At 59.2% G+C, this 25,576-nt stretch carries 17 protein-coding genes and 1 pseudogene; 13 read left to right on the forward strand and 5 right to left on the reverse strand.

Features of this window, described 5'->3' with window-relative positions:
* Positions 1-89 precede the first annotated feature (89 nt).
* Positions 90-1,496, reverse strand: a complete 1,407-nt coding sequence (glnA, locus tag KGB18_RS05370; protein WP_007907861.1) for a glutamate--ammonia ligase — start codon at positions 1,494-1,496, stop codon at positions 90-92.
* 330 nt (positions 1,497-1,826) lie between these two features.
* Between glnA and thiI the strand changes: the two genes are divergently transcribed.
* Together thiI and typA are read left to right on the forward strand one after the other, a co-directional pair.
* Positions 1,827-3,281, forward strand: coding sequence for a tRNA uracil 4-sulfurtransferase ThiI (gene thiI, locus KGB18_RS05375; protein WP_008005335.1), 1,455 nt, complete (start codon positions 1,827-1,829; stop codon positions 3,279-3,281).
* A 139-nt stretch (positions 3,282-3,420) separates the two neighbouring features.
* A complete protein-coding gene (typA, locus tag KGB18_RS05380) occupies positions 3,421-5,241 on the forward strand; it encodes a translational GTPase TypA (protein WP_007907857.1) in 1,821 nt (606 codons plus the stop codon).
* Between the two features lie 213 nt (positions 5,242-5,454).
* Here typA and KGB18_RS05385 read toward each other — a convergent pair whose 3' ends face one another.
* On the reverse strand, positions 5,455-5,892 hold the full coding sequence (locus tag KGB18_RS05385) for a YkgJ family cysteine cluster protein (protein ID WP_123721619.1): 438 nt from the start codon (positions 5,890-5,892) through the stop codon (positions 5,455-5,457).
* Positions 5,893-6,148: 256 nt separating this feature from the next.
* Between KGB18_RS05385 and KGB18_RS05390 the strand changes: the two genes are divergently transcribed.
* The 5 genes from KGB18_RS05390 (at position 6,149) to KGB18_RS05410 (ending at position 15,641) form a co-directional block, all read left to right on the forward strand.
* Complete coding sequence (locus tag KGB18_RS05390) at positions 6,149-8,599, forward strand: glycogen/starch/alpha-glucan phosphorylase (protein ID WP_223569497.1); 2,451 nt, start codon at positions 6,149-6,151, stop codon at positions 8,597-8,599.
* Between the two features lie 235 nt (positions 8,600-8,834).
* Positions 8,835-12,422 (forward strand): DUF2339 domain-containing protein, encoded by a 3,588-nt coding sequence (locus tag KGB18_RS05395; RefSeq protein WP_223569498.1) that lies wholly within the window; start codon positions 8,835-8,837, stop codon positions 12,420-12,422.
* Positions 12,419-13,786, forward strand: coding sequence for a DUF3999 domain-containing protein (locus tag KGB18_RS05400; RefSeq protein ID WP_123721616.1), 1,368 nt, complete (start codon positions 12,419-12,421; stop codon positions 13,784-13,786). The genes KGB18_RS05395 and KGB18_RS05400 overlap by 4 nt, the downstream gene beginning before the upstream one ends.
* A 238-nt stretch (positions 13,787-14,024) precedes the next feature.
* Positions 14,025-15,035, forward strand: a complete 1,011-nt coding sequence (locus tag KGB18_RS05405; protein WP_123721615.1) for a class 1 fructose-bisphosphatase — start codon at positions 14,025-14,027, stop codon at positions 15,033-15,035.
* Between the two features lie 3 nt (positions 15,036-15,038).
* On the forward strand, positions 15,039-15,641 hold the full coding sequence (locus tag KGB18_RS05410) for a DUF924 family protein (RefSeq protein WP_223569499.1): 603 nt from the start codon (positions 15,039-15,041) through the stop codon (positions 15,639-15,641).
* A 133-nt stretch (positions 15,642-15,774) separates the two neighbouring features.
* Here KGB18_RS05410 and KGB18_RS29940 read toward each other — a convergent pair whose 3' ends face one another.
* Both KGB18_RS29940 and KGB18_RS29945 read right to left on the reverse strand, forming a co-directional pair.
* Positions 15,775-16,539: a methyl-accepting chemotaxis protein gene (locus KGB18_RS29940; protein WP_370694726.1), complete on the reverse strand. Its 765-nt coding sequence runs from the start codon at positions 16,537-16,539 to the stop codon at positions 15,775-15,777.
* 93 nt (positions 16,540-16,632) lie between these two features.
* Positions 16,633-17,667, reverse strand: a pseudogene (locus tag KGB18_RS29945) (cache domain-containing protein); the annotation flags it as partial.
* Between the two features lie 281 nt (positions 17,668-17,948).
* On the opposite strand from KGB18_RS29945, the gene KGB18_RS05420 reads away from it, so the two are divergent.
* Both KGB18_RS05420 and KGB18_RS05425 read left to right on the forward strand, forming a co-directional pair.
* Entirely contained in the window at positions 17,949-18,203 is a 255-nt protein-coding gene (locus tag KGB18_RS05420) for a hypothetical protein (RefSeq protein WP_007907841.1), read from the forward strand.
* A 33-nt stretch (positions 18,204-18,236) separates the two neighbouring features.
* On the forward strand, positions 18,237-18,806 hold the full coding sequence (locus KGB18_RS05425; RefSeq protein ID WP_123721612.1) for a lipocalin family protein: 570 nt from the start codon (positions 18,237-18,239) through the stop codon (positions 18,804-18,806).
* Positions 18,807-18,929: 123 nt separating this feature from the next.
* On the opposite strand, the gene KGB18_RS05430 is transcribed toward KGB18_RS05425, so the two are convergent.
* Positions 18,930-20,294, reverse strand: a complete 1,365-nt coding sequence (locus KGB18_RS05430) for a formimidoylglutamate deiminase (RefSeq protein ID WP_123721611.1) — start codon at positions 20,292-20,294, stop codon at positions 18,930-18,932.
* 200 nt (positions 20,295-20,494) lie between these two features.
* On the opposite strand from KGB18_RS05430, the gene hutC reads away from it, so the two are divergent.
* The 4 genes from hutC (at position 20,495) to KGB18_RS05450 (ending at position 25,508) form a co-directional block, all read left to right on the forward strand.
* Positions 20,495-21,163, forward strand: coding sequence for a histidine utilization repressor (hutC, locus tag KGB18_RS05435; protein ID WP_201061667.1), 669 nt, complete (start codon positions 20,495-20,497; stop codon positions 21,161-21,163).
* A 10-nt stretch (positions 21,164-21,173) separates the two neighbouring features.
* Entirely contained in the window at positions 21,174-21,743 is a 570-nt protein-coding gene (locus KGB18_RS05440) for a HutD family protein (RefSeq protein ID WP_123721609.1), read from the forward strand.
* Between the two features lie 469 nt (positions 21,744-22,212).
* Positions 22,213-23,895, forward strand: coding sequence for a urocanate hydratase (gene hutU, locus KGB18_RS05445; RefSeq protein ID WP_223569500.1), 1,683 nt, complete (start codon positions 22,213-22,215; stop codon positions 23,893-23,895).
* Between the two features lie 140 nt (positions 23,896-24,035).
* The gene (locus KGB18_RS05450) at positions 24,036-25,508 is read left to right on the forward strand and encodes a purine-cytosine permease family protein (RefSeq protein ID WP_201061477.1); all 1,473 of its coding nucleotides are present in this window, start codon (positions 24,036-24,038) and stop codon (positions 25,506-25,508) included.
* The last annotated feature ends 68 nt before the right edge of the window (positions 25,509-25,576 follow it).

Genomic DNA, 25,576 nt, shown 5'->3' on the forward strand with positions numbered 1-25,576 from the left:
GGGCATCCGATGACAGACGGTCGCCCATAAAAAAGGCCTCCCGAAGGAGGCCTCTCTTTTGTCACGCCGCGTAGCGCGGCGCTACCGGATCAGCAGCTGTAGTACAGCTCATATTCCAGTGGGTGTACGAAGGTACGAACCTTGATTTCTTCTTCGCTTTTCAGGGCGATGTAAGCGTCGATGAAGTCGTCGCTGAAAACGCCGCCTTTGGTCAGGAACGCACGACCTTTGTCCAGCTCTTCCAGGGCTTCCTTCAGGCTGCCGCAAACTTGTGGGATCTCTTTCGCCTCTTCAGGCGGCAGGTCGTACAGGTTTTTGTCAGCTGCGTCGCCAGGGTGGATCTTGTTCTGGATGCCGTCCAGGCCAGCCATCAACAGTGCAGCGAAGCCCAGGTACGGGTTAGCTGCTGGATCCGGGAAGCGAGCTTCGATACGGCGAGCGCGAGGGCTGGACACGTAAGGAATACGGATCGAAGCCGAACGGTTACGAGCCGAGTAGGCCAGCATCACTGGAGCTTCGAAACCTGGGACCAGACGCTTGTAGGAGTTGGTCGACGGGTTGGTGAAGCCGTTCAGAGCCTTACCGTGCTTGATGATGCCGCCGATGAAGTACAGAGCGGTATCGGACAGGCCGGCATAGCCTTCGCCAGCGAAGGTGTTCTTGCCATCTTTGGCGATGGACAGGTGAACGTGCATACCCGAACCGTTGTCGCCGTACAGAGGCTTAGGCATGAAGGTCGCGGTGCGGCCGTATGCGTCAGCAACGTTGTGTACGCAGTACTTCAGGGTTTGAACTTCGTCAGCCTTGGCAACCAGGGTGTTGAACTTCACGCCGATTTCGTTCTGACCGGCAGTCGCCACTTCGTGGTGGTGAACTTCGATGACCAGGCCCATTTCTTCCATGGCGTTGCACATGGAGGTACGGATTTCGTGGTCGTGGTCGAACGGCGGAACAGGGAAGTAGCCGCCTTTGACGCCTGGACGGTGGCCTTTGTTGCCGCCTTCCACGTCCTGGTCGGACATCCACGAACCTTGTTCGGAGAAGATTTTGAACATCGAGCCGGAGATGTCGGACTTGAACTTCACTTCGTCGAAGATGAAGAATTCAGGCTCTGGACCCACGAATACGGTGTCGCCGATACCGGTCGACTTCAGGTATTCCTCGGCACGCTTGGCGATCGCACGTGGGTCACGGTCGTAGCCTTGCATGGTCGAAGGCTCGATCACGTCGCAAACCAGGATCAGGGTCGGCTCTTCGGTGAACGGGTCGAGAACGGCAGTGCTGTCGTCCGGCATCAGGATCATGTCGGAAGCTTCGATGCCTTTCCAGCCAGCGATGGAGGAACCGTCGAACATTTTGCCTTCTTCGAAGAAAGCTTCATCCAGCCCATCGCGAGCCGGCATGGTCACGTGGTGCTGAGTGCCTTTGGTGTCCGTGAAGCGCAGATCAATCCACTTGACGTCATGATCTTTGATGAGTTGAACCGACTTCGACATAGTGTCCTCCGGGTGGCTTCGGGCTTAGTAGTGGATGCCCTTAGAATGTGGGTGATGCCGGCGCGAATACTCTGCCATGGCAACCTGCCTCACAAGGGAGCAAATTGCATGCCAGTGCCCCACCATGGGTTTTTTGCCCCAATATCACGCTTATAAAGGTGCAAAGCCTCGAAAAGCGCCAAACCTCGCCCTGTAATGTAGCGTCGAATTCCATAAATGACCTGTTTTGGTGCGCGCAAAACCTTCTGCACATTAACTGGTTAAACCTTGAGCAATTTCCGCTATAATCCGCGCCCCCCTTTTTCGGCTGGCCCAGCGCGCGCTGTTTTCATGAAACTAATCGTAAAAGTCTTCCCCGAGATCACCATCAAGAGCCGCCCGGTACGGATGCGTTTCATCCGCCAGTTGGCCAAAAACATCCGTACCGTGCTCCGCGATCTGGACCCGGCTGTGGTGGTGAACGGTGTGTGGGACAATCTCGAGCTGGAAACCCGCGTCAGCGAGCCGAAAGCCCTGAAGGAGATGACCGAGCGCCTGAGCTGCATGCCGGGTATCGCGCATTTCCTGCAGGTCGATGAATACCCGTTGGGCGACTTCGACGACATCGTCGCCAAGTGCAAGCAGCATTTCGGTGACGCCCTGGCCGGGAAGATCTTTTCGGTGCGCTGCAAGCGTGCCGGCAAGCACGAATTCAGCTCCATGGACGTCGAGAAATATGTCGGCAGCCAACTGCGTCGTCAGTGCGGCGCCGCTGGAATCTCGCTCAAAGAGCCGGAAATCGAAGTTCGCATCGAAATTCGCGACAAACGGTTGTTCGTGATCCACAGCCAGCACAACAGCATCGGCGGTTATCCGCTGGGTGCCCTGGAACAGACGCTTGTATTGATGTCCGGTGGCTTCGATTCCACCGTCGCCGCCTACCAGATCATGCGCCGCGGGCTGATGAGCCATTTCTGCTTCTTCAATCTGGGCGGACGTGCCCACGAACTGGGCGTCATGGAAGTCGCGCACTTCATCTGGAAGAAGTACGGCAGCTCCCAACGCGTGTTATTTGTCAGTGTGCCGTTCGAGGAAGTACTGGGAGAAATTCTCGGGAAAGTCGATAACAGTCATATGGGTGTAGTTTTGAAGCGTATGATGTTGCGCGCTGCTTCCCGTATTGCCGATCGGCTGGAGATCGAAGCGCTGGTCACCGGCGAAGCGATTTCCCAGGTGTCGAGCCAGACGTTGCCGAACCTGTCCGTGATCGACTGCGTGACTGACAAGCTGGTCTTGCGACCGCTGATCGCCAGTCACAAGCAGGACATCATCGATCTGGCCAACGAAATCGGTACTGCCGATTTCGCCAAGCACATGCCGGAATACTGCGGGGTCATCTCGGTGAACCCAAAGACCCACGCCAAGCGTCCGCGCGTGGAGCATGAAGAGAAAGAATTCGACATGGCAGTACTTGAGCGTGCGCTCGAGAACGCCAAACTGGTGCCGATCGATCGCGTGATCGACGAATTGGGCCAGGATTTGCAGATCGAAGAAGTCAGCGAAGCACTGGCGGGCCAGATCATCATCGACATCCGTCACCCGGATGCCGCTGAAGACGAGCCGCTGGAACTCGCTGGCATTGAGGTGCAGACGATGCCGTTTTATGCATTGAACGCTCGTTTCAAGGAACTGGACCCTACTCGCCAGTACCTGTTGTATTGCGACAAAGGCGTGATGAGTCGCCTGCATGCCCACCATTTGCTCAGTGAGGGGCATGCCAATGTGCGCGTTTATCGACCGAGCTAAGTGCCCGGGGCTGTTTGCCTGTGGCCTGCGTCACCGGCCCCCCGACGCCGCCGTCAAGCTGTAACGGCTTTGACGGACTCTAAAGTTAATCGCTGCCACGACCTGTCAGCACACCGAATCCTCTGATCGAGATACACAAGTGATCGAAAATCTACGCAACATCGCCATCATTGCTCACGTTGACCATGGTAAAACCACCCTGGTAGACAAACTCTTGCGTCAATCCGGCACCCTGGAGCGCAACGAGCTCAACGACGAGCGCGTGATGGACTCCAACGACCAGGAGAAAGAGCGCGGTATTACCATTCTGGCGAAAAACACCGCCATCAACTGGAACGGCTACCACATCAACATCGTGGACACCCCGGGCCACGCCGACTTCGGCGGCGAAGTTGAACGCGTAATGTCGATGGTTGACTCCGTTCTGCTGCTGGTTGACGCTCAAGACGGCCCTATGCCGCAAACCCGTTTCGTGACCAAGAAGGCTTTCGAAGCCGGCCTGCGTCCAATCGTGGTCATCAACAAGGTTGACCGTCCAGGCGCGCGTCCGGACTGGGTTCTGGACCAGATCTTCGACCTGTTCGACAACCTCGGTGCTACCGAAGAACAGCTGGACTTCAAAGTCGTCTACGCCTCGGCCCTGAACGGCATTGCCGGTCTGGAACACACCGACATGGCTGAAGACATGACCCCGCTGTACCAGTCGATCGTCGACAACGTACCTGCGCCGAAAGTCGACCGTGACGGTCCGTTCCAGATGCAAATCTCCGCTCTGGACTACAACAGCTTCCTGGGTGTTATCGGCGTTGGCCGTATCGCTCGTGGTCGCATCAAGCCGAACACTCCGGTTGTCGCTATCGACGCCGACGGCAAGAAGCGTAACGGTCGTATCCTGAAGCTGATGGGTCACCACGGCCTGCACCGCATCGACGTTGAAGAAGCAGCTGCCGGCGACATCGTCTGCATCAGCGGCTTCGACCAGCTGTTCATCTCCGACACTCTGTGTGACCCACTGAACGTCGAAGCGATGAAGCCGCTGACCGTTGACGAACCAACCGTTTCCATGACCTTCCAGGTAAACGACTCGCCTTTCTGCGGTAAAGAAGGCAAGTTCGTCACCAGCCGTAACATCAAGGAACGTCTGGACAAAGAACTGCTCTACAACGTTGCTCTGCGCGTTGAAGAAGGCGACACCGCCGACAAGTTCAAAGTCTCCGGCCGTGGTGAGCTGCACCTCTCGGTACTGATCGAAACCATGCGTCGCGAAGGCTTCGAAATGGGTGTTGGTCGTCCGGAAGTGATCATCCGCATGGTTGACGGCGTCAAGCACGAACCGTACGAAAACGTGACCATCGACCTGCCAGAAGAATCGCAAGGTTCGATCATGGAACAGATCGGTATCCGTAAAGGCGACCTGACCAACATGGTTCCGGATGGCAAGGGCCGTGTGCGCCTTGAGTACAACATCCCGGCTCGTGGCTTGATCGGTTTCCGTAACGAGTTCCTGACCCTGACCTCCGGTGCAGGCATCCTGACCTCGATCTTCGACCGTTACGACGTGATGAAGTCCGGCGACATGTCCGGCCGTCAGAACGGCGTGCTGGTTTCGGTTGCTACCGGTAAGGCTCTGACTTACTCGCTGGAAACCCTGCAAGCTCGCGGCAAACTGTTCCTGGGTCACGGTGAAGACGTGTACGAAGGTCAAATCGTCGGCATCAACAGCCGCGACAACGACCTGGGCGTCAACCCAACCAAAGGCAAGAAGCTCGACAACATGCGTGCTTCGGGTAAAGACGAAACCATCGCTCTGGTTCCGCCTATCCGCTTCACCCTGGAGCAGGCTCTGGAATTCGTTCAAGAAGACGAATTGTGCGAAGTCACTCCTAAGTCCATCCGTCTTCGTAAGAAGATCCTGGGCGAAAGCGAGCGTACCCGCGCTGCCAAGAAAGCTGGTAACTGAGTTTCGACTTAGTTAGCGCTTAAAAAAACGCCCCCGACCGCAAGGTCGGGGGCGTTTTTTTTGTCTGGGGTTTGTGCGGTGTCAGTTCGGCCCCATCGCGGGCAAGCCCGCTCCCGCAGTGATTTGTGGTGTTTACATAATCTGTGTTCGGCGCCGAACCCTGTGGGAGCGGGCTTGCCCGCGATGAGGCCCGTCAGACAGCGGGATTCTGGATCAGAACTTATCCAGCGTCCGCGGATTGTTCTCGCGCACCACTTCTTTAGGCTTGTACGCGCAATACCCCGGCCGCGGTCCGATCTTCGGGTGGTTGCGGCAGGTGTCCGGGCGCTTATCATAAATAGTGCACAGACGGCTCTTACGATCCAGGTACAGGCAATCGTTGTTGCTCATGCGCTGAAGGGTGAAGATCTCGGACTTCTGGTTATAGCGCTCGACGATCCCTTCCTTCTGCAAACGCTTGGCGATGTTCTTCGGCGGATCGCCACGCTCGAATTCGTCGACGATGCCGATACGGATCAGATCCTTGATCTTGACCTCGACCGGCAAGGTGCAGCAGCTGGACACGCAGGAACCGCACATCGGGGCAGAGTACTTGGCCCAGGTATCGAGGCGATCGATCTCCGCGGCGGCGATCAGGTTGGACTTCATCATCGGTTGTTACCAGCGTGTGCATCAGGGCGCGCGATCATACCGGGACTGGTGGATTTTTGAACAACCTTTCGCCAGATTTTTTCGCTTGGCGCAAAATAATCCCTGTGTCCGGCACGGCCCCTGCATTGTTTCTGGCACGCGACAACGTAATGTCGATCTATCTCGCACTAACAGGGAAAACTGCCGAACCAGAGTCTCAATGGTCTGTCAGACCGACTAGGCTCAGACAACTTCACGCTCGCTCGAGGTCTTATCGATGACTCAAGAACCACTTGTTCGCGAAGCAGAGGTGGCCGCATTCCGCGACGCCGTCTTGACCAAGCTTACCTACGCGGTGGGCAAAGACCCGGATCACGCCTTCGACCACGACTGGTTCGAAGCCATCGCCCTGGCGGCGCGCGATCACATGGTCGAGCACTGGATGGACCACACCCGGCAGATCTACCGCAAAGGCCAGAAACGGGTCTATTACCTCTCCCTTGAATTCCTTATCGGCCGCTTGCTCTACGACAGCTTGAGCAATCTCGGCCTGCTCGATGTGGCCCGCGAAGCCATGACCGAACTTGGCGTCGACATCGAACGCATCCGCCTGCTGGAACCCGATGCGGCGCTGGGTAATGGAGGCCTTGGGCGTCTGGCGGCGTGCTTCATGGAAAGCATGTCGACCCTGGGCATCGCCGGCCATGGTTATGGCATTCGTTACGAACACGGTTTGTTCCGCCAGGCCATCGTCGACGGCTGGCAGCAGGAGCAGACCGAACACTGGCTGGATTTCGGTAACCCGTGGGAGTTCGAACGGCCGGAGGTCGCCTACCCGATCGGCTTCGGCGGCAGTGTCGAAACCGTGACCGATGAAAACGGCAAATCCAGGCAAGTCTGGTCCCCAGCGGAAACCGTGCGGGCCATTGCCTATGACACCCCGGTGGTCGGTTGGCGCGGCGCGAGTGTCAACACGCTGCGACTGTGGCGTGCCCGGGCCATGGAAGATTTGCACCTGGAGCGCTTTAACGCTGGCGACCACTTGGGCGCGGTAGCCGAAGTGGCCCGGGCCGAAAGTATTTCCCGCGTGCTCTACCCGGCGGACAGCACCGATGCCGGCCAGGAACTGCGCCTGCGCCAGGAGTACTTCTTCGTCGCCGCATCCCTGCAGGATTTGTTGCGCCGCCATCGCAACATGCACACTTCGGTACTGACCCTGGGCGATCACGCGGCCATTCAACTCAACGACACTCACCCCTCGATCGCCGTGGCCGAGTTGATGCGTCAGTTGGTCGACGTTTATGACGTGGCGTGGGATGCGGCGTGGCAGGTCACCGTCGACACGCTGTCGTACACCAACCACACATTGTTACCGGAAGCGCTGGAAACCTGGCCGGTCGGTTTGATGGAGCGGATGCTGCCACGGCACATGCAGATCATTTATTTGATCAACGCCCAGCACATCGACTCATTGCGGGCCAAGGGCGTTCACGATTTCGATGTGTTGCGTGCGGTGTCGTTGATCGAGGAAGACAACGGTCGACGCGTGCGCATGGGTAACCTGGCATTCCTTGGTTCTCATAGCGTCAACGGCGTTTCCGGCCTGCATACGCAGCTGATGCGCAGCACAGTGTTTTCCGAGTTGCATAAACTCTATCCGGAGCGGATCAACAACAAGACCAATGGCATTACCTTCCGCCGCTGGCTCTATCAGGCCAACCCCGAGTTGACCTCGATGATGGTCGACGCCCTCGGCCCGGATATGCTGGATAACCCCGAAGAAAGCCTGATAGGGCTGGAACCGTTTGCCGAGAAGTCTGCATTCCGTAAACAGTTCGCCGAGCAGCGGCTGCACAGTAAAAAAGCCCTGGCGTACCTGATTCATGAACGGTTGGGAATCGCGATCAACCCGGCGGCGATGTTCGACGTGCAGGTCAAGCGGATCCACGAATACAAACGTCAGTTGCTCAACCTGCTGCACACCGTCGCGCTGTATCAGGCGATTCGTGCCGAACCGGAAATCGACTGGGTGCCGCGGGTGAAAATCTTCGCCGGCAAGGCGGCGGCCAGTTATCACCAGGCCAAGTTGATCATCAAACTGACCAACGACATCGCTCGGGTGGTCAACAATGACCCGACCGTGCGTGGTTTGCTCAAAGTGGTGTTCTTGCCTAACTACAACGTCAGCCTGGCCGAAAGCATCATTCCGGCGGCGGACTTGTCGGAGCAGATTTCCACCGCAGGCTTCGAAGCATCGGGCACCAGCAACATGAAGTTCGGCCTCAACGGCGCGCTGACCATTGGCACCATGGATGGGGCCAACGTGGAGATGAGCGAGCGCATTGGTGTCGAACACATGTTCATCTTCGGCCTGAGCGCCGAGCAAGTGGAGGCGCGCAAGTTCAACCATGAATTCAGCGCGGCACCGGACATTGCCGCCTCCCATCGACTCAACGACGTGCTGCAAGCGATTCGCGGCGGAGTGTTCTCACCGGACGATCCGTCCCGCTACACCACACTGATCGATTCGCTGGTGGACTACGACCGCTTCCTGGTCTGCGCCGATTTCGACTCCTACTGGCACGCTCAGATGCGCGTCGAGGCTCATTGGCACGACTCCAAAGAGTGGTGGCGCTCGGCGGTATTGACCAGCGCACGGATGGGCTGGTTCTCGTCCGACCGGACCATTCGCGAGTACGCCACGGATATCTGGAAGGCGTTGGAGTAACTTTTAGCAATAATTGCGAGTCAGGCCCGACGGTTGTTGGGCCGGACCGATATACTAAGCGCCAGGTTCTCCGGATGTTTCGGTGACCGCTGCGCGGTCAATCGCGGGCAAGCCTCGCTCCCACAGGTCATATGTCGTTCTTGCGGCTTGTGCAAAACCTGTGGGAGCGAGGCTTGCCCGCGATTGACGTCAGTGCAAACGCCACAAGGCAATGGGCCGCTTAGGGATATCGACCATGCAATGGATGTTCATGCTGATTGGGCTGCTGCTGGGCTGGTTATTTGACGAGTCGTTCAGCGATGCGCTGTTGGGCGCTTTGCTCGGGCTGGGTATCGGCCAGGGAATCCGCATCGGCCGCTTGAGTACTCAAACCGCCGAGCAGCGGCGCTTGCTCGATCAGTCGCAGGTTGCGCTGAATGCGGTCGAGCAGCGACTGGCATTGCTGGAAGTGTCGGGCGTCAAAACACCTGAAGCCAGTGAACCTGCGGTCAGCGAACCGGTTCCATCCACTGAAATCATTCTTGAGCAAACCCCTGTCGCAGCCCCGGAGCTGATCTGGGAGTTGCCGCCCGAACTCGAACCCATCACGGCGGCCGCCACCGAAGCCAGTCGTCCGCTGCCCGATGATCTCTGGAAACCCGAGCCGGTCACCCGCGAACCACAGCAACCGGCTGAGCCGCGCGGCCCGAACTTCATCGATCGGGCTATCAGTGGCGCGCGCAACTGGTTGTTCGGCGGCAATACCGTGCTGCGGGTCGGCGTGGTGCTGTTGTTCCTCGGTCTGGCCTTCCTGTTGCGCTACGCCACCGAAGGCATGGTGGTGCCGGTCGAGTTGCGTTACGCCGGTGTCGCGGCGTCGGCCTTGGGCTTGCTCGCGCTGGGCTGGTGGTTGCGCCTGCGCAACAGCAATTACGCGCTGATGCTGCAAGGCACCGGGATTGCGGTGTTGTACCTGACAGTATTTGCCGCGATGCGTCTGCATCCATTGCTCGACCCCACGGCGGCGCTGGGCTTGCTGGTGGTAGTAACAGTGTTCTCGGCGATTCTTGCCATTACCCAAAACGCCTTGGGCTTGGCCGCCGCAGCCGCCCTGGGTGGTTTCGCGGCGCCGATCCTGACCTCCACCGGCGCCGGCAACCATGTCGCGCTGTTCAGCTACTTCGCCTTGCTCAATGCCGGCATCCTCGCCATCGCGTGGTTCAAGGCCTGGCGGTTGCTCAACCTGATCGGTTTTGTCGGCACCTTCGGCATCGGGTTGGCGTGGGGGCTGCGTTCCTATACACCGGAATTGCTGTGGAGCACCGAGCCATTCCTGATCCTGTTTTTCCTGATGTACCTGGCCATCGGCCTGTTGTTCGCCCGGCGCAAGCTGCTGGAAATGAGCGATGCACCCGAGGACGACAGCCGCGAGGCACTGCTGCACTGGTCCGCGCGCAAGGGCGATTACGTCGACGGCACCATGTTGTTCGCGCCACCGCTGGTGGGTTTCGGTTTGCAGTTCGCGCTGGTGGAGCATCTGGAATTTGCCGCGGCCTTCAGCGCCTTGGCGCTGGGCATGATTTACATGGGGCTGGCCCGGTTGCTGATGGGCGGTCGAGCATTGTTGTTGGCGGAAACCTGTCTGGCGCTCGGGGTGATCTTCGCCAGCCTGGCGATTCCTTTGGGGCTCGACGCGCGTTGGACCGCAGCCGCCTGGGCAGTGGAAGGTGCGGGGATTTTCTGGCTCGGCCTGCGCCAACAGCGACCGCTGGCGCGAGCCTTTGCCTTGCTGCTGCAACTGGGCTCGGCACTGGCGTTTCTCAGTGAGCTGCGGATCGGCGAGAGCAGCCTGCTCGATGGCGCCCCATTGGGAGCGTTGATGCTCGGCGTGTCGCTACTGTTCAGCTTCTACCAATTGCGCAAATCGTTGCCCGAACAGGCCTCAAAGTGGGAGCGCCAAGCACTGCCGGTATTGGCCTGTCTGGGGCTGACGTTCCTTTATCTGCTGGCACCGCTGTTCTTCTTCACTCATGGCACGGCGATCAGTTGGGCGCTGGCCGGGTTGGCGACGCTGTTCGTCGGCCTGCGCCTGCAATCGAGGACGTTCCTGTTCACCGCGTTCGCCGTGCAGCTGCTCGGCGGTGCGTTGTTCCTGTTGCGGCTACAAGGGGCGGGCGGTGAGTCGACTGCGGTGTTCAGCGCCGGTTGGAGCGGTTTGCTCAGCGCGTCCCTGATCGGGTTGGCATTGATCGTCGGGATGTTGCTGGCGGCCCGCGACGAAATGGTGCGCAGTGACGTGCGTTTGCTGCGCGGCCTGTCAGTGGTGTTGCTGGCCGGTCTGGTGCTGATCAACCTCGCGGTGCTGTTCGTGTTGCCATGGCAAACCGCGAGCGCGGTGTGGGCCGCCAGTGGTTTGTTCATCATCTGGCTGAGCCTGTACCTGAAGCAGCGCGTGAGTTTTGTCTTTGGTCTGCTGTTGCAGGTGATCGGTGGCGCTGCGTTCCTGTTCGCCGGACCGGATCTGCTTGGCCCGCTGCTCAGCGAAGGGTTGCGACCGCTGGCGCATAGCGGTTTCTGGACACCGCTGGTGCTGGGGCTGGCCGCATTCGTCGGGGCCTGGCGTCTGCAGCTCGGCAACCATGCTTCGGCCTTCGATGGGTTGAGCCTGCAACGCTTGTCCGAAGTGTTGCTGGTGTGGGGCGCGGGTTGGTGGGCGCTGGCGTGGGTCAGCGAAGTGCTGCGCTTTGCGCCTTTGAATCTGCAAGCCACCTTGTTGCTGGTCGTCGCCGCCGTGAGTGTCGCGCTGTGGACGGTATTGGCACTGCGCCTGAAGTGGTCGTCGCTGGGCTTGCTCTGCACCTTGCTGATTCTCGCAGCAGGTCTGGTGCTGCTCGCAGCCTGGCATTCGCGTTATCACCCGGCCGCCAACTTCGGCTGGCTGGTTTGGACTGCGGTGTTCGTCGTGCATTTCATCTCGCTGCGGCGTCTGGCGCCGACGCTGCCCGCAACAGCCCTGAGCACCGCCCATGTGCTCGGCTGCTGGCTGTTGATCGGAGTGCTGGCCCTGGAGCTGCGTTACGGTCTGCTGCTGTTGTCGGAGCAGTACAACGCCTGGCGCTGGTTGGGCTGGGCGATTCTGCCGAGCCTGTATCTGGTGCTGATGGCTGCACCGCGTGCATGGCCATGGCCGGTATCGGAGTATCCCCGCGAGTACCGGGTCTATGCCGCTGCGCCGTTAGCCTTGTTGATGCTCGGCTGGTTCTGGTTGGCGAACATCGCCAGTGACGGTACCGCCGAACCACTGCCGTATGTGCCGCTGATTAACCCGCTGGAGTTGGGCCTGTTGTTTGCTTTGTTCGGCGTTTACGTCTGGTCTCGCAGCGCCGTGGCGCAAATGGCGATTCGCAAGGATTACGCCGATAACGCCACGCAAGTGATTGCCGGTGTTTCGCTGTTCGTCTTCTTCACCGCACTGGTGATGCGCGCGGCTCACCATTGGGGTGGTGTGCCGTACGCGCTGGATCTGCTGCTTGGGTCGATGTTGGTGCAGGCCGGCCTGTCCATCATCTGGACCCTGATGGCCCTGAGTCTGATGATCGGTGGGCATCTGCGTCATCGCCGCGAAGTCTGGCTGATCGGCGCGGCACTGATCGCGCTGGTGGTCGCCAAGCTGTTCTTCGTTGAATTGAGTAACCGCGGCGGGCTGGCGCGGATCGTGTCGTTTATCGGCGTTGGCGTGTTGCTGTTGGTGGTGGGCTATTTCGCTCCGTTGCCGCCCAAACGTGCCGAAGCTGTGCCGGATGTTGAAAAACCGGCCCCTGAAACCGAAGGAGTGTCGTCTTGAGTCAGAATCTGAACCTGGGCTGGTGGGGGGCTGTGGTGTTGGGTGTGACACTGTCGGCCGGCGCGCAGGAAAAACCGGCGGATTTTGCCACGCAGGTACCGTTGTCGGTGAGTGGCGAGGGGCCGTGGTATCGCCTGGAATTACCCTTGGGTGTGCAACTGAAAGCGCGGCAAACCGATCTCAGCGATCTACGCGTGTTCAATGCCGCCGGTGAGCCTCAGGCTTATGCTTTGGCCCGAGAACCCGCGCAGACCCGTGAAAACCGCACGCTGAACGACGTGAAGTGGTTCCCGTTGTACAACTCGGCGGATGCCACCGAACGCGCGCCGAGTGTGCGCGTGCAATCGAACACCAACGGCACGTTGATCGAAGTGCAACCGTCCAGCCAGCTGGAGGCGGGCGAAGAAGAGCTGCGCGGCTGGTTACTCGATGCCAGTCGAATCAAGGCGCCGTTACAGCAATTGATCCTTGACTGGACCAGCGATCGCGATGGTTTCCAGCGTTTCAGCATTGAAGCCAGCGACGATTTGCAGCATTGGCAGTCGTGGGGCGAAGGGCAAGTGGCGCGTCTGACGTTTGCTGACGAACGGGTCGAGCAACATGAAGTCGGCCTACCGGGGCAATCGGCGCGCTACCTGCGCTTGCTGTGGAGTTCACCGCAGTCGGCGCCAGTGCTGACGTCGGCGCAACTGGAAAGCGCTAACCCTCGCACCTTGCCGCTGCCGTTGGTCTGGTCGCAACCGTTGGCTGGCACCAGCGTGAAAGCCGGTGAGTACATCTGGCAATTGCCGATGGGATTGAACGTCCAGCGTTTGCAGATCGAGCTGAATCAACCCAACAGCCTGGCACCGGTGACGTTGTCGGGGCGCCGGGAAACCAGCCTGCCGTGGCAAACGTTGACCAGCGGTTTGCTCTACCGCTTGACCCAGAACGGCCAGGACGTGGTGCAGAACGAATTGCAGCTGCCGGGCCAGACCGTGCAGCAATTGAAGCTGACGGTGGATGAGCGCGGCGGTGGCCTGGGCGCCGAAGCGCCGACCGTCCGATTTGCCGTGCGCTCCACGCAACTGGTGTTCCTGGCGCGCGGGGCCGGGCCTTATACGCTGGCGCTGGGGAGTGCGACGGTGAAGGCGGCGAGCTTGCCATTGTCGACGCTGATTCCGGATTACAGCGCTGCGAAGCTGGCGGCGTTGGGCAAGGCGACGGTGGAGGGTGGGGTTGTGGTGACTCCTGCGGCGACCGTGCCAACGGTGGCGGACACAAACTGGAAGAAATTCGGGTTGTGGGCGGTGCTGTTGCTCAGTGTGCTGGTTTTGGGGGGCATGGCCTTCAGCTTGCTGCGCAAGCCCCCCATCAAATCCTGAAAGCGGGTGCTTTGCACCCAATCGCGAGCAGGCTCGCTCCCACAGAGGATTGCGATCAGTGTGGGAGCGAGCCTGCTCGCGATAGCGATTTATCGGTCGGTAAAAATGCCCATTTCGAACTACGCTCAACCCCGCACATGAACTCTATTGGGTGTATCACGTCTGATAGGAGGAAATGCGCCCCGACTCGCGCTAAACTGCGCGGGTTTTTAGCCCCCCCATTCCACCGGAGCCTTCCATGTCCCGCGTTACCTTGAGTCGCTATTTGATTGAGCAGACCCGTAGCAACAACACTCCTGCCGATCTGCGCTTCCTGATCGAAGTGGTGGCGCGTGCCTGCAAGGAAATCAGCCACGCCGTGTCCAAAGGCGCCCTGGGTGGTGTCCTGGGCAGCATGGGCACTGAAAACGTCCAGGGCGAAGTGCAGAAGAAACTCGACGTGCTGTCCAACGAGATCCTGCTTGAAGCCAACGAGTGGGGCGGTCACCTGGCCGGCATGGCGTCCGAAGAAATGGACAATGCCTACCAGATCCCGGGCAAATACCCGAAAGGCGCCTACCTGCTGGTATTCGACCCACTGGACGGTTCGTCGAACATCGATATCAACGCACCGGTCGGTACTATCTTCTCGGTGCTGCGTTGCCCGAACGAATACCTGAGCCAGAACGAACCTCTGAACGAAAAGGCTTTCCTGCAGCCAGGCACCGAGCAGGTAGCCGCCGGTTATGCCATCTACGGCCCGCAGACCATGCTGGTGCTGACCCTGGGCGACGGCGTGAAAGGCTTCACCCTGGACCGTGAAATGGGCAGCTTCGTCCTGACCCATGAAGACATCACCATTCCTGAAACCACTCAGGAATTCGCCATCAACGCATCCAACCAGCGTCACTGGGAAGCTCCGGTACAGCGCTACGTGGGCGAATTACTGGCAGGCGAAGAAGGCCCGCTGAAAAAGAACTACAACATGCGTTGGGTTGCCGCGATGGTGGCTGACGTGCACCGCATCCTGACCCGCGGCGGTCTGTTCATGTACCCACGCGACAGCCGCGAGCCGTCGAAGCCGGGCAAACTGCGCCTGATGTACGAAGCCAATCCGATGTCGTTCCTGGTTGAACAAGCGGGTGGCGCATCCACTGACGGCCACCAGCGCATCCTCGACATCCAGCCGGAAGGCCTGCACCAGCGTGTTGCGGTGTTCCTCGGTTCGAAAGAAGAAGTTGCCCGCGTCACGGCTTACCACAAGGAATAAACCATGACCGCGCCCTGGCAGCCGTTGCTCGAATGGTGGTTCGGATCTTTCGAATCACCCAACGAGATATCGGCTGACAAGGGCAAGTTATGGTTCGGCAAGCGCGACAGCCAGGACCTCGAAGCGCGCGAGCGTTTCGGGGACCAGGTCGAGCAGGCACTGGCCGGCGGATTGACCGAATGGGTGCAACACCCTGAAGGTTGGCTGGCCCTGGTGCTGCTACTCGATCAACTTCCGCGAATGATTTTTCGCGATACCCCCAAATCCTTTTCAGGCGACCTCAGGGCTCAGGCACTGGTAGCGCAAGGCATTGCTGCGGATTTCGATCGGCAACTGCGACCGATCCAGCGGGTGTTTATCTATCTGGTGTTCGAGCACTGCGAAAATCTGGCAGTACAGAACGAAGCGGTTTCGCGGTTTCTTGATCTGGTTGAACAGCAACCGGAGGCGGATCGGGCGGTGTTTGCTGACAACCTGGATTATGCCGAGCGGCATCAGAAGATCATTGCGCGGTTTGGGCGGTTTCCCCATCGCAATGCGGTGTTGGGGCGCGAATCTACGGCTGAAGAAATTGAGTTTCTTTCAGGGCCTGGATCCCGCTTCTAGTTTTTCGTTGTCGCTGATGACGCCATCGCGTGCAAGCCCGCTCCCACAGTGATCTCTGTCGTACACAAAATTTGTGTCCACCGAGGATTATTGTGGGAGCGGGCTTGCACGCGATGAGGCTGGTGAAAGCGCCTTAGATCCTGAAACTGCCAACCAACTGCTTCAACCGCGCCGCCTGCTGTTCAAGATCAGCACACGCACGCAAGGTCGACTGCAAGTTCTCCACACCTTCCTGGTTCAGCGTGTTGATCTCGGTGATGTCGACGTTGATCGACTCCACCACAGCGGTTTGCTCCTCGGTCGCGGTCGCCACGGACTGGTTCATCCCGTCGATCTCACCGATGCGCTGCGTCACGCTGCCCAGGCGTTCGCCCGCCTGGTTGGCGATGCCGACGCTGCTTTCGCTCTGGCGCTGGCTGTCGGTCATGGTGCTGACCGCTTCCCGGGCGCCGACTTGCAGTTCTTCGATCATCTTCTGCACTTGCTGCGCCGAATCCTGAGTGCGGTGGGCGAGGTTGCGCACCTCATCCGCGACCACGGCAAAACCACGGCCGGCTTCACCGGCACGGGCTGCTTCGATGGCCGCGTTGAGCGCCAGCAGGTTGGTTTGCTGCGAGATGCTGGTGATCACTTCCAGAATCTGGCCGATGTTTACCGTGTTGCTGTTCAGGGTTTCGATGTTGCCGCACGAATCGCTGATTTTTGCCGACAGCTGCTGCATGGCAGCAATGGTTTTATCCACCACTTGCTGACCGTCTTCGGCCAAGGCGCGGGCGTCGCTCGAATGCTGCGAGGCGAGGGCGGCGTTCTGGGCGATCTCCTGGGCGGCGGCGCCCAGTTCGTTGATTGCTGCAGCCACGCTGCTGGTGCGTGAGGCTTGCTGATCGGAGTTGAACATCGACGAGTTGGAGGCCGCGACGACTCGCAAGGCGACTTCGTTGACCTGGCCGGTAGCCGAGGACACTTCGCGGATCGAGGTATGAATACGTTCCACGAAACGGTTGAAGGAGGTGCCCAGTGCGCCGAATTCATCCTGGCCGTGAATGGTCAGACGCTTGGTCAGGTCACCTTCGCCCTCGGCGATGTCATGCATGGCGCGGCCCATGGTCAGCAGCGGTTGCATCAGCACGCGGATCAACATGCTCAGCAGTGCGATGATGATCACCACGGCGATGACCATGGCAATGATTGCCGAGGTGCGGAATTCGCTGAGCATCGAGAACGCGGTGTCTTTATCCAGCACCAGCGCCACGTACCAGTCGGCAGACGGCACACCATTGACGTGAGTGAAGGAGATGAACTGGGTTTTGCCGTCCAGCTCGACTTCCTTCAGGCCCGGGCTGATTTTCGGCGCGCCGTTGGGATAGGCGTCGGCCAGGTTCTTGAGCACCAGTTTGCTGTCCGGGTGGATCAGGATCTTGCCGTCGGCGCTGACAATAAATGCATGGCCATGACCGCCGAAATTCAGCAAGTTGATGATCGCGCTGACGCTGGACAGATCAATGTCTGCGCCGGCGACGCCAATCATTTGATTCTGATGCTTCACTGGCGTGGCAACGGTAATCACCAGTTTTCCCGACGATGCCGCAATGTAGGGTTCAGTGACAATGGTCTGTTGCGCATTGTTGGCCGCCTTGTACCAGCCACGCGCGCGCGGGTCGTAGTCTGCGGCGCGGTTGCCGGCCGGGACCGAGAACATAACGCCATCGGTGCCGCCGAAGTAGCTCAGCTGGAAGTTGCTGGTATAGGCCGGCAGGTCGATGGCGCGCTTGAGGTTGGCTTGTGCGCTGCCGTCCACGGCGATCTGCTGGGACAGCGATTGCAGCAACTGGATGCGGCTTTCCAGCCAGGTCTGGATATTGCTGGTGGTCAGGCTGCCGAGTTCCTGCATCGAGGACTCGGTACTGCTGCGCAGGGTCTGCCGCTGGCGGTAATCGTTGAACAGGATGAAGCAGGCGAATGCAACGGCCACCACAAGAGCGGCTGCCAACAGTATTTTGTGGCTGAACTTCATGTTTCTGGTCATTAAATGAGCTACCGCGAAGGGGCTGGTCAACAAGGGGTGTCAATTTGCCACAGTGGAAGGCTTTGCGCTGCTTCTATGTCGACTGGCCAGCGCCAAAGATTAGGCGGCTTCTGCGGAAACCGACGAAATACTCAGCGGCGTGAAAAAGTGGCTGATTTATCGACAAAAGGCTGACGGGTGGCCAAACAAATAGCCGAATGCTCAGGGAACCAGAGAGAGGTTTTCTCTTCTAAGCTTCAGCTTGGCAGCCATGCCATTCCCTTCGCCCCAGGAGTTACACCATGTCGCTGCGATCTATCGCCTTGCTCTCGTTCTGCGTGTTGTTGGCAGCGTGCGGCAAGATCAATCAGGAAAATTACTCGAAGCTGTCGACCGGCATGCCCAAGGCCGAGGTTGAAACCTTGCTGGGCAAACCGACCGATTGCTCGGGCGCGCTCGGCATGTCCAGTTGCACCTGGGGCGACAAAAACAGCTTTATCAGCGTGCAGTATGCCGGTGACAAAGTGCTGATGTTTTCTGGCCAAGGCCTGAAGTAAACCGGGGCTATGCGCCCGCGGGAGAAAAAAATAATGAAGCGGTTACTGATTGTTCTTTTTGCCGGCCTGGTATTGGCCGGCTGCGCCACTTCTAGCGTAGATCCATTGGCACCCAAGACCGTCAACACGGTCAACCTCAAGCGCTACCAGGGAACCTGGTACGAACTGGCGCGTCTGCCGGTGTATTTCCAGCGCAACTGCGCGCAATCCGAAGCCCATTACAGCCTCAAGCCTGAAGGTGACATGGCGGTGCTGAACCGCTGTCTGACGTCGGACTGGCAATGGGAAGAGGCCAAAGGCACGGCTTATCCACAGGTGCCCGGCAAGGCCGACAAGCTGTGGGTCGAGTTCGATACCTGGTTCTCGCGACTGATACCTGGTGTGGCGAAGGGAGAGTACTGGGTGTTGTACGTCAGCGATGATTACAAGACCGCGATTGTCGGCGACCCGAGCCGCCGTCACCTCTGGCTGTTGTCACGCACCCCGGCGGTCAATGGTGTAGTGCGAGAAGAACTGCTGAGCAAGGCGCGTCAGCAGGGTTATGACACGACGCGACTGATCTGGCGCACGTCGGATACCAAGATGGCCAAGACTTCGAACTAGCGGCGCGGCCGAAAAAGATCGCAGCCTGCGGCAGCTCCTACAGAGTCCGTGTTGATCCGCATTATTGCGGCCAACCGGACCAAGGTAGGAGCTGCCGAAGGCTGCGATCTTTTGCTTTTTCGGTTAACCGAGCAGTTCGCGCAGAACCTGGGTAAACGCCCGATTACTCTCTTCTTCCCCGGCATGCCGCCCGTCACGCACAACCCACTGGCCGTTGACCAGCACATCCCGTACCTGGCGATCACCGCCGGCAAACAGCCAACGATTGAGAATCCCGTCGCCACTGGCCGTCGCCAGGTACGGATCGTTGCCATCGAGCACTAACCAATCCGCACGCTTGCCGACTTCCAGGGCGCCAATCGGCTGCCCCAGCGCCTGGGCGCCGCCATCCAGCGCGGCGTCGTACAGTGTGCGGCCGACCATCGGCTGATCCGCGCCATACAAACGATTACGCCGCTGATCACGCAGACGTTGGCCGTATTCCAGCCAGCGCAATTCTTCCACCACGCTTAACGACACGTGACTGTCGGAACCGATGCCCATGCGCCCGCCCTGTGCCAGGAAATCCACCGCCGGAAAAATCCCGTCGCCGAGGTTAGCTTCGGTGGTCAGGCACAGGCCGGCGATGGCGCGGCTCTTGGCCATGAGCGTGACTTCTTCCGGGTTGGCGTGAGTTGCGTGGACCAGGCACCAGCGCTGATCGACTTCAGTGTTTTCGTACAGCCATTGCAGCGGACGGCGACCGCTCCAGCTCAGGCAGTCATCGACTTCCTTCTGCTGTTCGGCAATGTGAATGTGTACCGGGCACTGCTTGTCGCTGGCTGCCAGCACTTCACTGATCTGCTGCGGGGTGACCGCGCGCAACGAGTGGAAACACAAACCCAGGGCCTGCGCCGGTTGCTGTGCCAGGATCGGCTGCAAGCGCGACTGAAGTTTCAGGTAGTTTTCAGTGCTGTTGATAAAGCGGCGCTGACCTTCGTTCGGGGTCTGGCCGCCGAAACCGGAGTGGCTGTAGAGCACCGGCAGCAGGGTCAAACCGATACCGGCAGAGCTGGCGGCCTGACTGATGCGCAGCGCCAGTTCGGCTGGGTCTGCGTACGGTTGGCCGCTTGTGTCGTGGTGTACGTAATGAAATTCCGCGACCGAGGTGTAACCGGCCTTGAGCATTTCGATGTACAGCTGACGGGCGATGACGCCGAGTTGGTCCGGGCTGATTTTTCCGACGAGCCGGTACATCAAATCGCGCCAGGTCCAGAAACTGTCATTCGGATTACCCGCCACTTCCGCCAACCCGGCCATGGCCCGCTGGAAGGCGTGAGAGTGCAAATTCGGCATTCCCGGCAGTAGCGGACCGCTCAGCCGTTCGGCGTCATCTGCATGAGAATCGGCCTGGATATGGGTCAGTACGCCATCGGCGCTGACCTCAAGACGTACATTGTTGGCCCATCCACTAGGCAGCAGCGCGCGTTCGGCAAAGAAGGCGGACATGGTTCAGCACCCCATCGTGTGTTATTTGTATATACATATACAGACGTTTGCCTGCTCGGTAAACTCCGGCAAGCTAGTAGCCCTCAACAAATGAACAAGGATTAACCGTGCCAACTCCGTCTGCCACATTGCCGCCGAATGCCAATCTGAGCGCCAATCTGGGCGACAGTCCGGCGCCCTTGTACGCCCGCGTCAAACAGATGATCACCCAGCAAATCGACAGTGGAAACTGGCCGCCGCACTACCGCGTTCCGTCGGAAAGCGAGTTGGTCAGCCAGCTGGGTTTCAGCCGCATGACCATCAACCGCGCACTGCGCGAGATGACCGCTGACGGCTTACTGGTGCGCATGCAGGGTGTCGGTACGTTCGTCGCCGAGCCGAAAAGTCAGTCAGCGCTGTTTGAAGTGCACAACATCGCCGATGAGATCGCCTCCCGTGGCCATCGTCACACCTGCAAGGTGATCACCCTCGAAGAAGAGGCCGCAGGTTCCGAGCGGGCTCTGGCCCTGGACATGCGCGAAGGCCAGAGGGTTTTCCACTCGCTGATCGTGCATTTCGAAAACGATATTCCGGTGCAAATCGAAGATCGTTTCGTCAACGCGCTGGTGGCACCGGACTACCTCAAGCAAGACTTCACCCTGCAAACGCCCTACGCCTATCTGAATCAGGTCGCGCCGTTGACCGAAGGCGAGCACGTGGTCGAAGCGATTCTCGCCGAGCCGTCCGAATGCAAGTTGCTGCAGATTGAGAAGGGCGAACCTTGCCTGCTGATTCGTCGCCGCACCTGGTCCGGCCGTCAGCCCGTGACCGCCGCCCGTTTGATCCACCCCGGTTCCCGTCATCGTCTGGAAGGACGGTTCCATAAATAAAGAGCCATAAATGAGCCAGTTGAAAGTGTTACGCGCGGCAGATTACCCGCGCATGCCGTGGAAAAACGGCGGTGGCAGTACCGAAGAAATCACCCGCGATACCGGTGTGGGCCTTGATGGTTTTGGCTGGCGCCTGTCGATTGCCGATATCGGTGAGTCGGGCGGGTTTTCCACCTTTGCCGGTTATGAGCGGGTGATCACCGTGCTGCAAGGCGAGGGCATGACCTTGCGCGTCGACGGTCAGGACACGCGGTCGTTGTTACCGCTGGACCCGTTTGCTTTCAGTGGCGAGAGTCATGTGTCCTGCACATTGCTCGGCGGACCGATTCGCGATTTCAACCTGATTTATGCGCCGGACCGTTACCACGCGCGATTGCAGTGGCTGGAGGGCGAGCAGCGGTTTTTCAGTTCGGCCGGCACCGTGCTGGTGTTCAGTGTGGTTGAACAGCTTGAAGTGACGGTGGGTAACAACGCCTCTCAGCTAGGACGCCATGATTGTCTGCAACTGGACGGTAACGTTGGCCTGCTGGATATCTCTATCAAGGGGCAGTGCTGTGTGATCGAGTTGATCGCACGCTGATCCAAAATCCTTAAAAGATCGCAGCCTTCGGCAGCTCCTACATTGATCATGTTCGCCGCAAATATTGTGGATGGACATTGAATCTGTAGGAGCTGCCGAAGGCTGCGATCTTTTGCTTTTCAGCGTTTCCCATCGCGCACCACTTTGTTACCGAACGCCCCAGCGTGGCGCAAAACCACGCTCAAGTAACAGCCGTCGTCCTCGCGCAAAATCCCCCCGAAAAATTTCATCTCCGTTAAAACCCTTGATCTACGGGCTTTCCAGCCCCTTCAAAACTTTTCTTGAACACCCATTCAGCAAGTTGGCCGCTTGATTGCATATGCTTGTATGTACAAGTAAAGACGTATGCGTATGAGTCGATCGAGACTCCTCGCAACGTCCACTGATTCGCTTGTGTCGCTTTGACGCGCACAGGCTGGCTTGCCCACCGCCAGGGTTGGTTTGGATTGATTGATGAGGAGTCTTTTTCGTGACTGACAATAAGCCCACTAAATACCGTGACGTCGAAATCCGCGCTGCCCGCGGTAACAAGCTGACCGCCAAAAGCTGGCTGACTGAAGCGCCGCTGCGCATGCTGATGAACAACCTCGACCCGGAAGTCGCCGAGAACCCTAAAGAACTGGTGGTTTACGGTGGTATCGGTCGTGCGGCACGTAACTGGGAATGCTACGACAAGATCGTCGAAAGCCTGACCAACCTGAACGACGACGAGACCCTGCTGGTGCAATCCGGCAAGCCGGTCGGCGTGTTCAAGACCCACAGCAACGCCCCACGCGTGCTGATCGCCAACTCCAACCTGGTGCCACACTGGGCGAGCTGGGAACACTTCAACGAACTCGACGCCAAAGGCCTGGCCATGTACGGCCAGATGACTGCCGGCAGCTGGATCTACATCGGCAGCCAGGGCATCGTTCAGGGCACCTACGAAACCTTCGTCGAAGCCGGTCGCCAACACTATAACGATGACCTGAAAGGTCGTTGGGTCCTGACCGCAGGCCTCGGCGGCATGGGTGGCGCGCAACCATTGGCCGCAACCCTGGCCGGCGCTTGCTCGCTGAACATCGAATGCCAGCAGGTCAGCATCGATTTCCGCCTGAACAGCCGCTATGTCGATGAGCAAGCCACCGACCTCGACGACGCGCTGGCCCGCATCGCCAAATACACCAAAGAAGGCAAAGCGATTTCCATCGCCCTGCTGGGCAACGCGGCTGAAATTCTGCCTGAACTGGTCAAGCGCGGCGTGCGCCCGGACATGGTCACCGACCAGACCAGCGCCCACGACCCGCTCAACGGTTACCTGCCAGCCGGCTGGACCTGGGAAGAGTACCGCGCTCGCGCCAAGACCGAACCTGCTGCCGTGGTGAAAGCCGCCAAGCAGTCCATGGCCGTGCACGTTAAAGCGATGCTCGAATTCCAGAAAATGGGCATTCCGACCTTCGACTACGGCAACAACATCCGTCAGATGGCCCAAGAAGAAGGCGTCGAGAACGCGTTCGACTTCCCAGGCTTCGTACCGGCTTACATCCGTCCGCTGTTCTGCCGTGGCATCGGTCCATTCCGTTGGGCTGCGCTGTCGGGCGATCCGCAGGACATCTACAAGACTGACGCCAAAGTAAAAGAACTGATTCCGGACGACGCCCACCTGCACAACTGGCTGGACATGGCCCGTGAGCGCATCAGCTTCCAGGGGCTGCCGGCACGTATCTGCTGGGTTGGCCTGGGCCTGCGCGCCAAGCTCGGTCTGGCGTTCAACGAAATGGTTCGCAGCGGTGAATTGTCCGCGCCAATCGTGATCGGTCGCGACCACCTGGACTCCGGTTCGGTAGCCAGCCCGAACCGCGAAACCGAATCGATGCAGGACGGTTCCGACGCCGTGTCCGACTGGCCACTGCTCAACGCTCTGCTCAACACCGCGAGCGGCGCGACCTGGGTTTCCCTGCACCACGGCGGCGGCGTCGGCATGGGCTTCTCCCAGCACTCGGGCATGGTGATTGTCTGCGACGGTACTGACGAAGCGGCCGAGCGTATCGCTCGCGTACTGCACAACGACCCGGCTACCGGTGTCATGCGTCACGCCGATGCGGGTTACCAGATCGCAATCGACTGCGCCAAGGAGCAGGGTCTGAACCTGCCAATGATTACCGGCAAGTAATGCTTGCCCTGTAGGAGCTGCCGAAGGCTGCGATCTTTTGATCTTGATCCTTTAAAGGCAAAAGATCGCAGCCTCGTTTCACTCGACAGCTCCTACAGAGAAACAACCAACACCGAATAACAATCCACAGAGGTTGAATCATGGCTGTTAACAGCGATCGTGCAGGCAGTAAACCGTTGATCGAGAAACGTTCGATCGACTACATCCCGGAAGCGGAGAGACACGGTCGTCTGTTGAGCCAGTTCACCCTGTGGATGGGTGCCAACCTGCAAATCACCGCGATTGTCACCGGGGCCCTGGCCGTGGTGCTGGGCGGTGACGTGTTCTGGTCGTTGATCGGTCTGTTGATCGGTCAACTGCTCGGCGGTGGCGTAATGGCGTTGCATGCGGCGCAAGGCCCCAAGCTTGGCCTGCCGCAGATGATCTCCAGCCGGGTACAGTTCGGCGTGTATGGCGCGGCCATCCCGATCGTGCTGGTGTGCCTGATGTACCTGGGCTTCACCGCAACGGGCACCGTGCTTTCCGGCCAGGCGCTGGGCCAGTTGTTTGGCGTCAGCGACAGCGTCGGGATCCTCATCTTCGCCAGCGTCATCGTGCTGGTCACGGTGCTCGGTTATCGAGTGATTCATTTCATCGGCCGTGTCGCCAGCGTCATTGGCGTGATTGCCTTCGTTTACCTGTTCAGTCGCCTGATGAGCCAGACTGACGTTGGCGCACTCCTGCAAATCCGCCACTTCAGCTGGACCAGCTTTCTGCTCGCGGTGTCGCTCGCGGCGTCCTGGCAGATCGCCTTCGGCCCCTACGTGGCTGACTATTCACGCTACCTGCCGAGCAAGACTTCCTCGGTGAAGACCTTTTTCGCCGCTGGCGCCGGTTCGGTCATTGGCGCACAGGTGGCGATGATCCTCGGCGTGCTTGCGGCCGCCTCGGCCAACGGGCAGTTCGCCGGCCACGAAGTGGCCTACATCGTGGGTCTGGGCGGTACCGGTGCCACCGCTGCGCTGCTGTACTTCAGCATCGCGTTCGGCAAGGTCACCATCTCCACGCTGAACTCCTACGGCAGCTTCATGTGCATTGCGACCGTCATCAGCGGTTTCCGTGGTGACCTGCGGGTAACGCGCTTGCAGCGTCTGGTCTTCGTGCTGGTCATCGTCGGCACTGCGACCCTGATCGCATTGCTCGGTCAGCACTCGTTCCTCGGTGCGTTCAAGTCCTTCATCCTGTTTTTGCTGGCCTTTTTCACGCCATGGAGCGCGATCAACCTGGTGGACTACTACTGCATCACTCGCGAGCGCTATGACGTGCCGGCGCTGGCCGATCCGAACGGTCGCTACGGCCGTTGGAACCCTCTCGGTATCAGCGTCTATGTCTTCGGTGTGCTGGTGCAACTGCCGTTCATCTCTACCAAGTTCTACACCGGTCCGCTGGTGGACGCCCTTGGGGGTGTGGATATTTCCTGGATCATCGGTCTGGTGCTTCCCGCAGGCCTGTATTACGTGTGCGCAAAAAAATGGCACAGCGCAGTACCCGATCACCTGATTCTGCCAGTCGAGCAGGACAGCGATGCAGCACCTATAACAAGCGGGGCCGGTCGCGCTGCGGCGCAGGCCTGATTGGACGTGGACAGGGCTGGATGCCTCTTGACTGCCGTAAGCCAACTCATGATTAGGAGCGTCAAACA

The sequence above is a fragment of the Pseudomonas sp. BF-R-26 genome (assembly GCF_019947395.1).
In the GTDB taxonomy this organism is placed as follows: domain Bacteria; phylum Pseudomonadota; class Gammaproteobacteria; order Pseudomonadales; family Pseudomonadaceae; genus Aquipseudomonas; species Aquipseudomonas farris.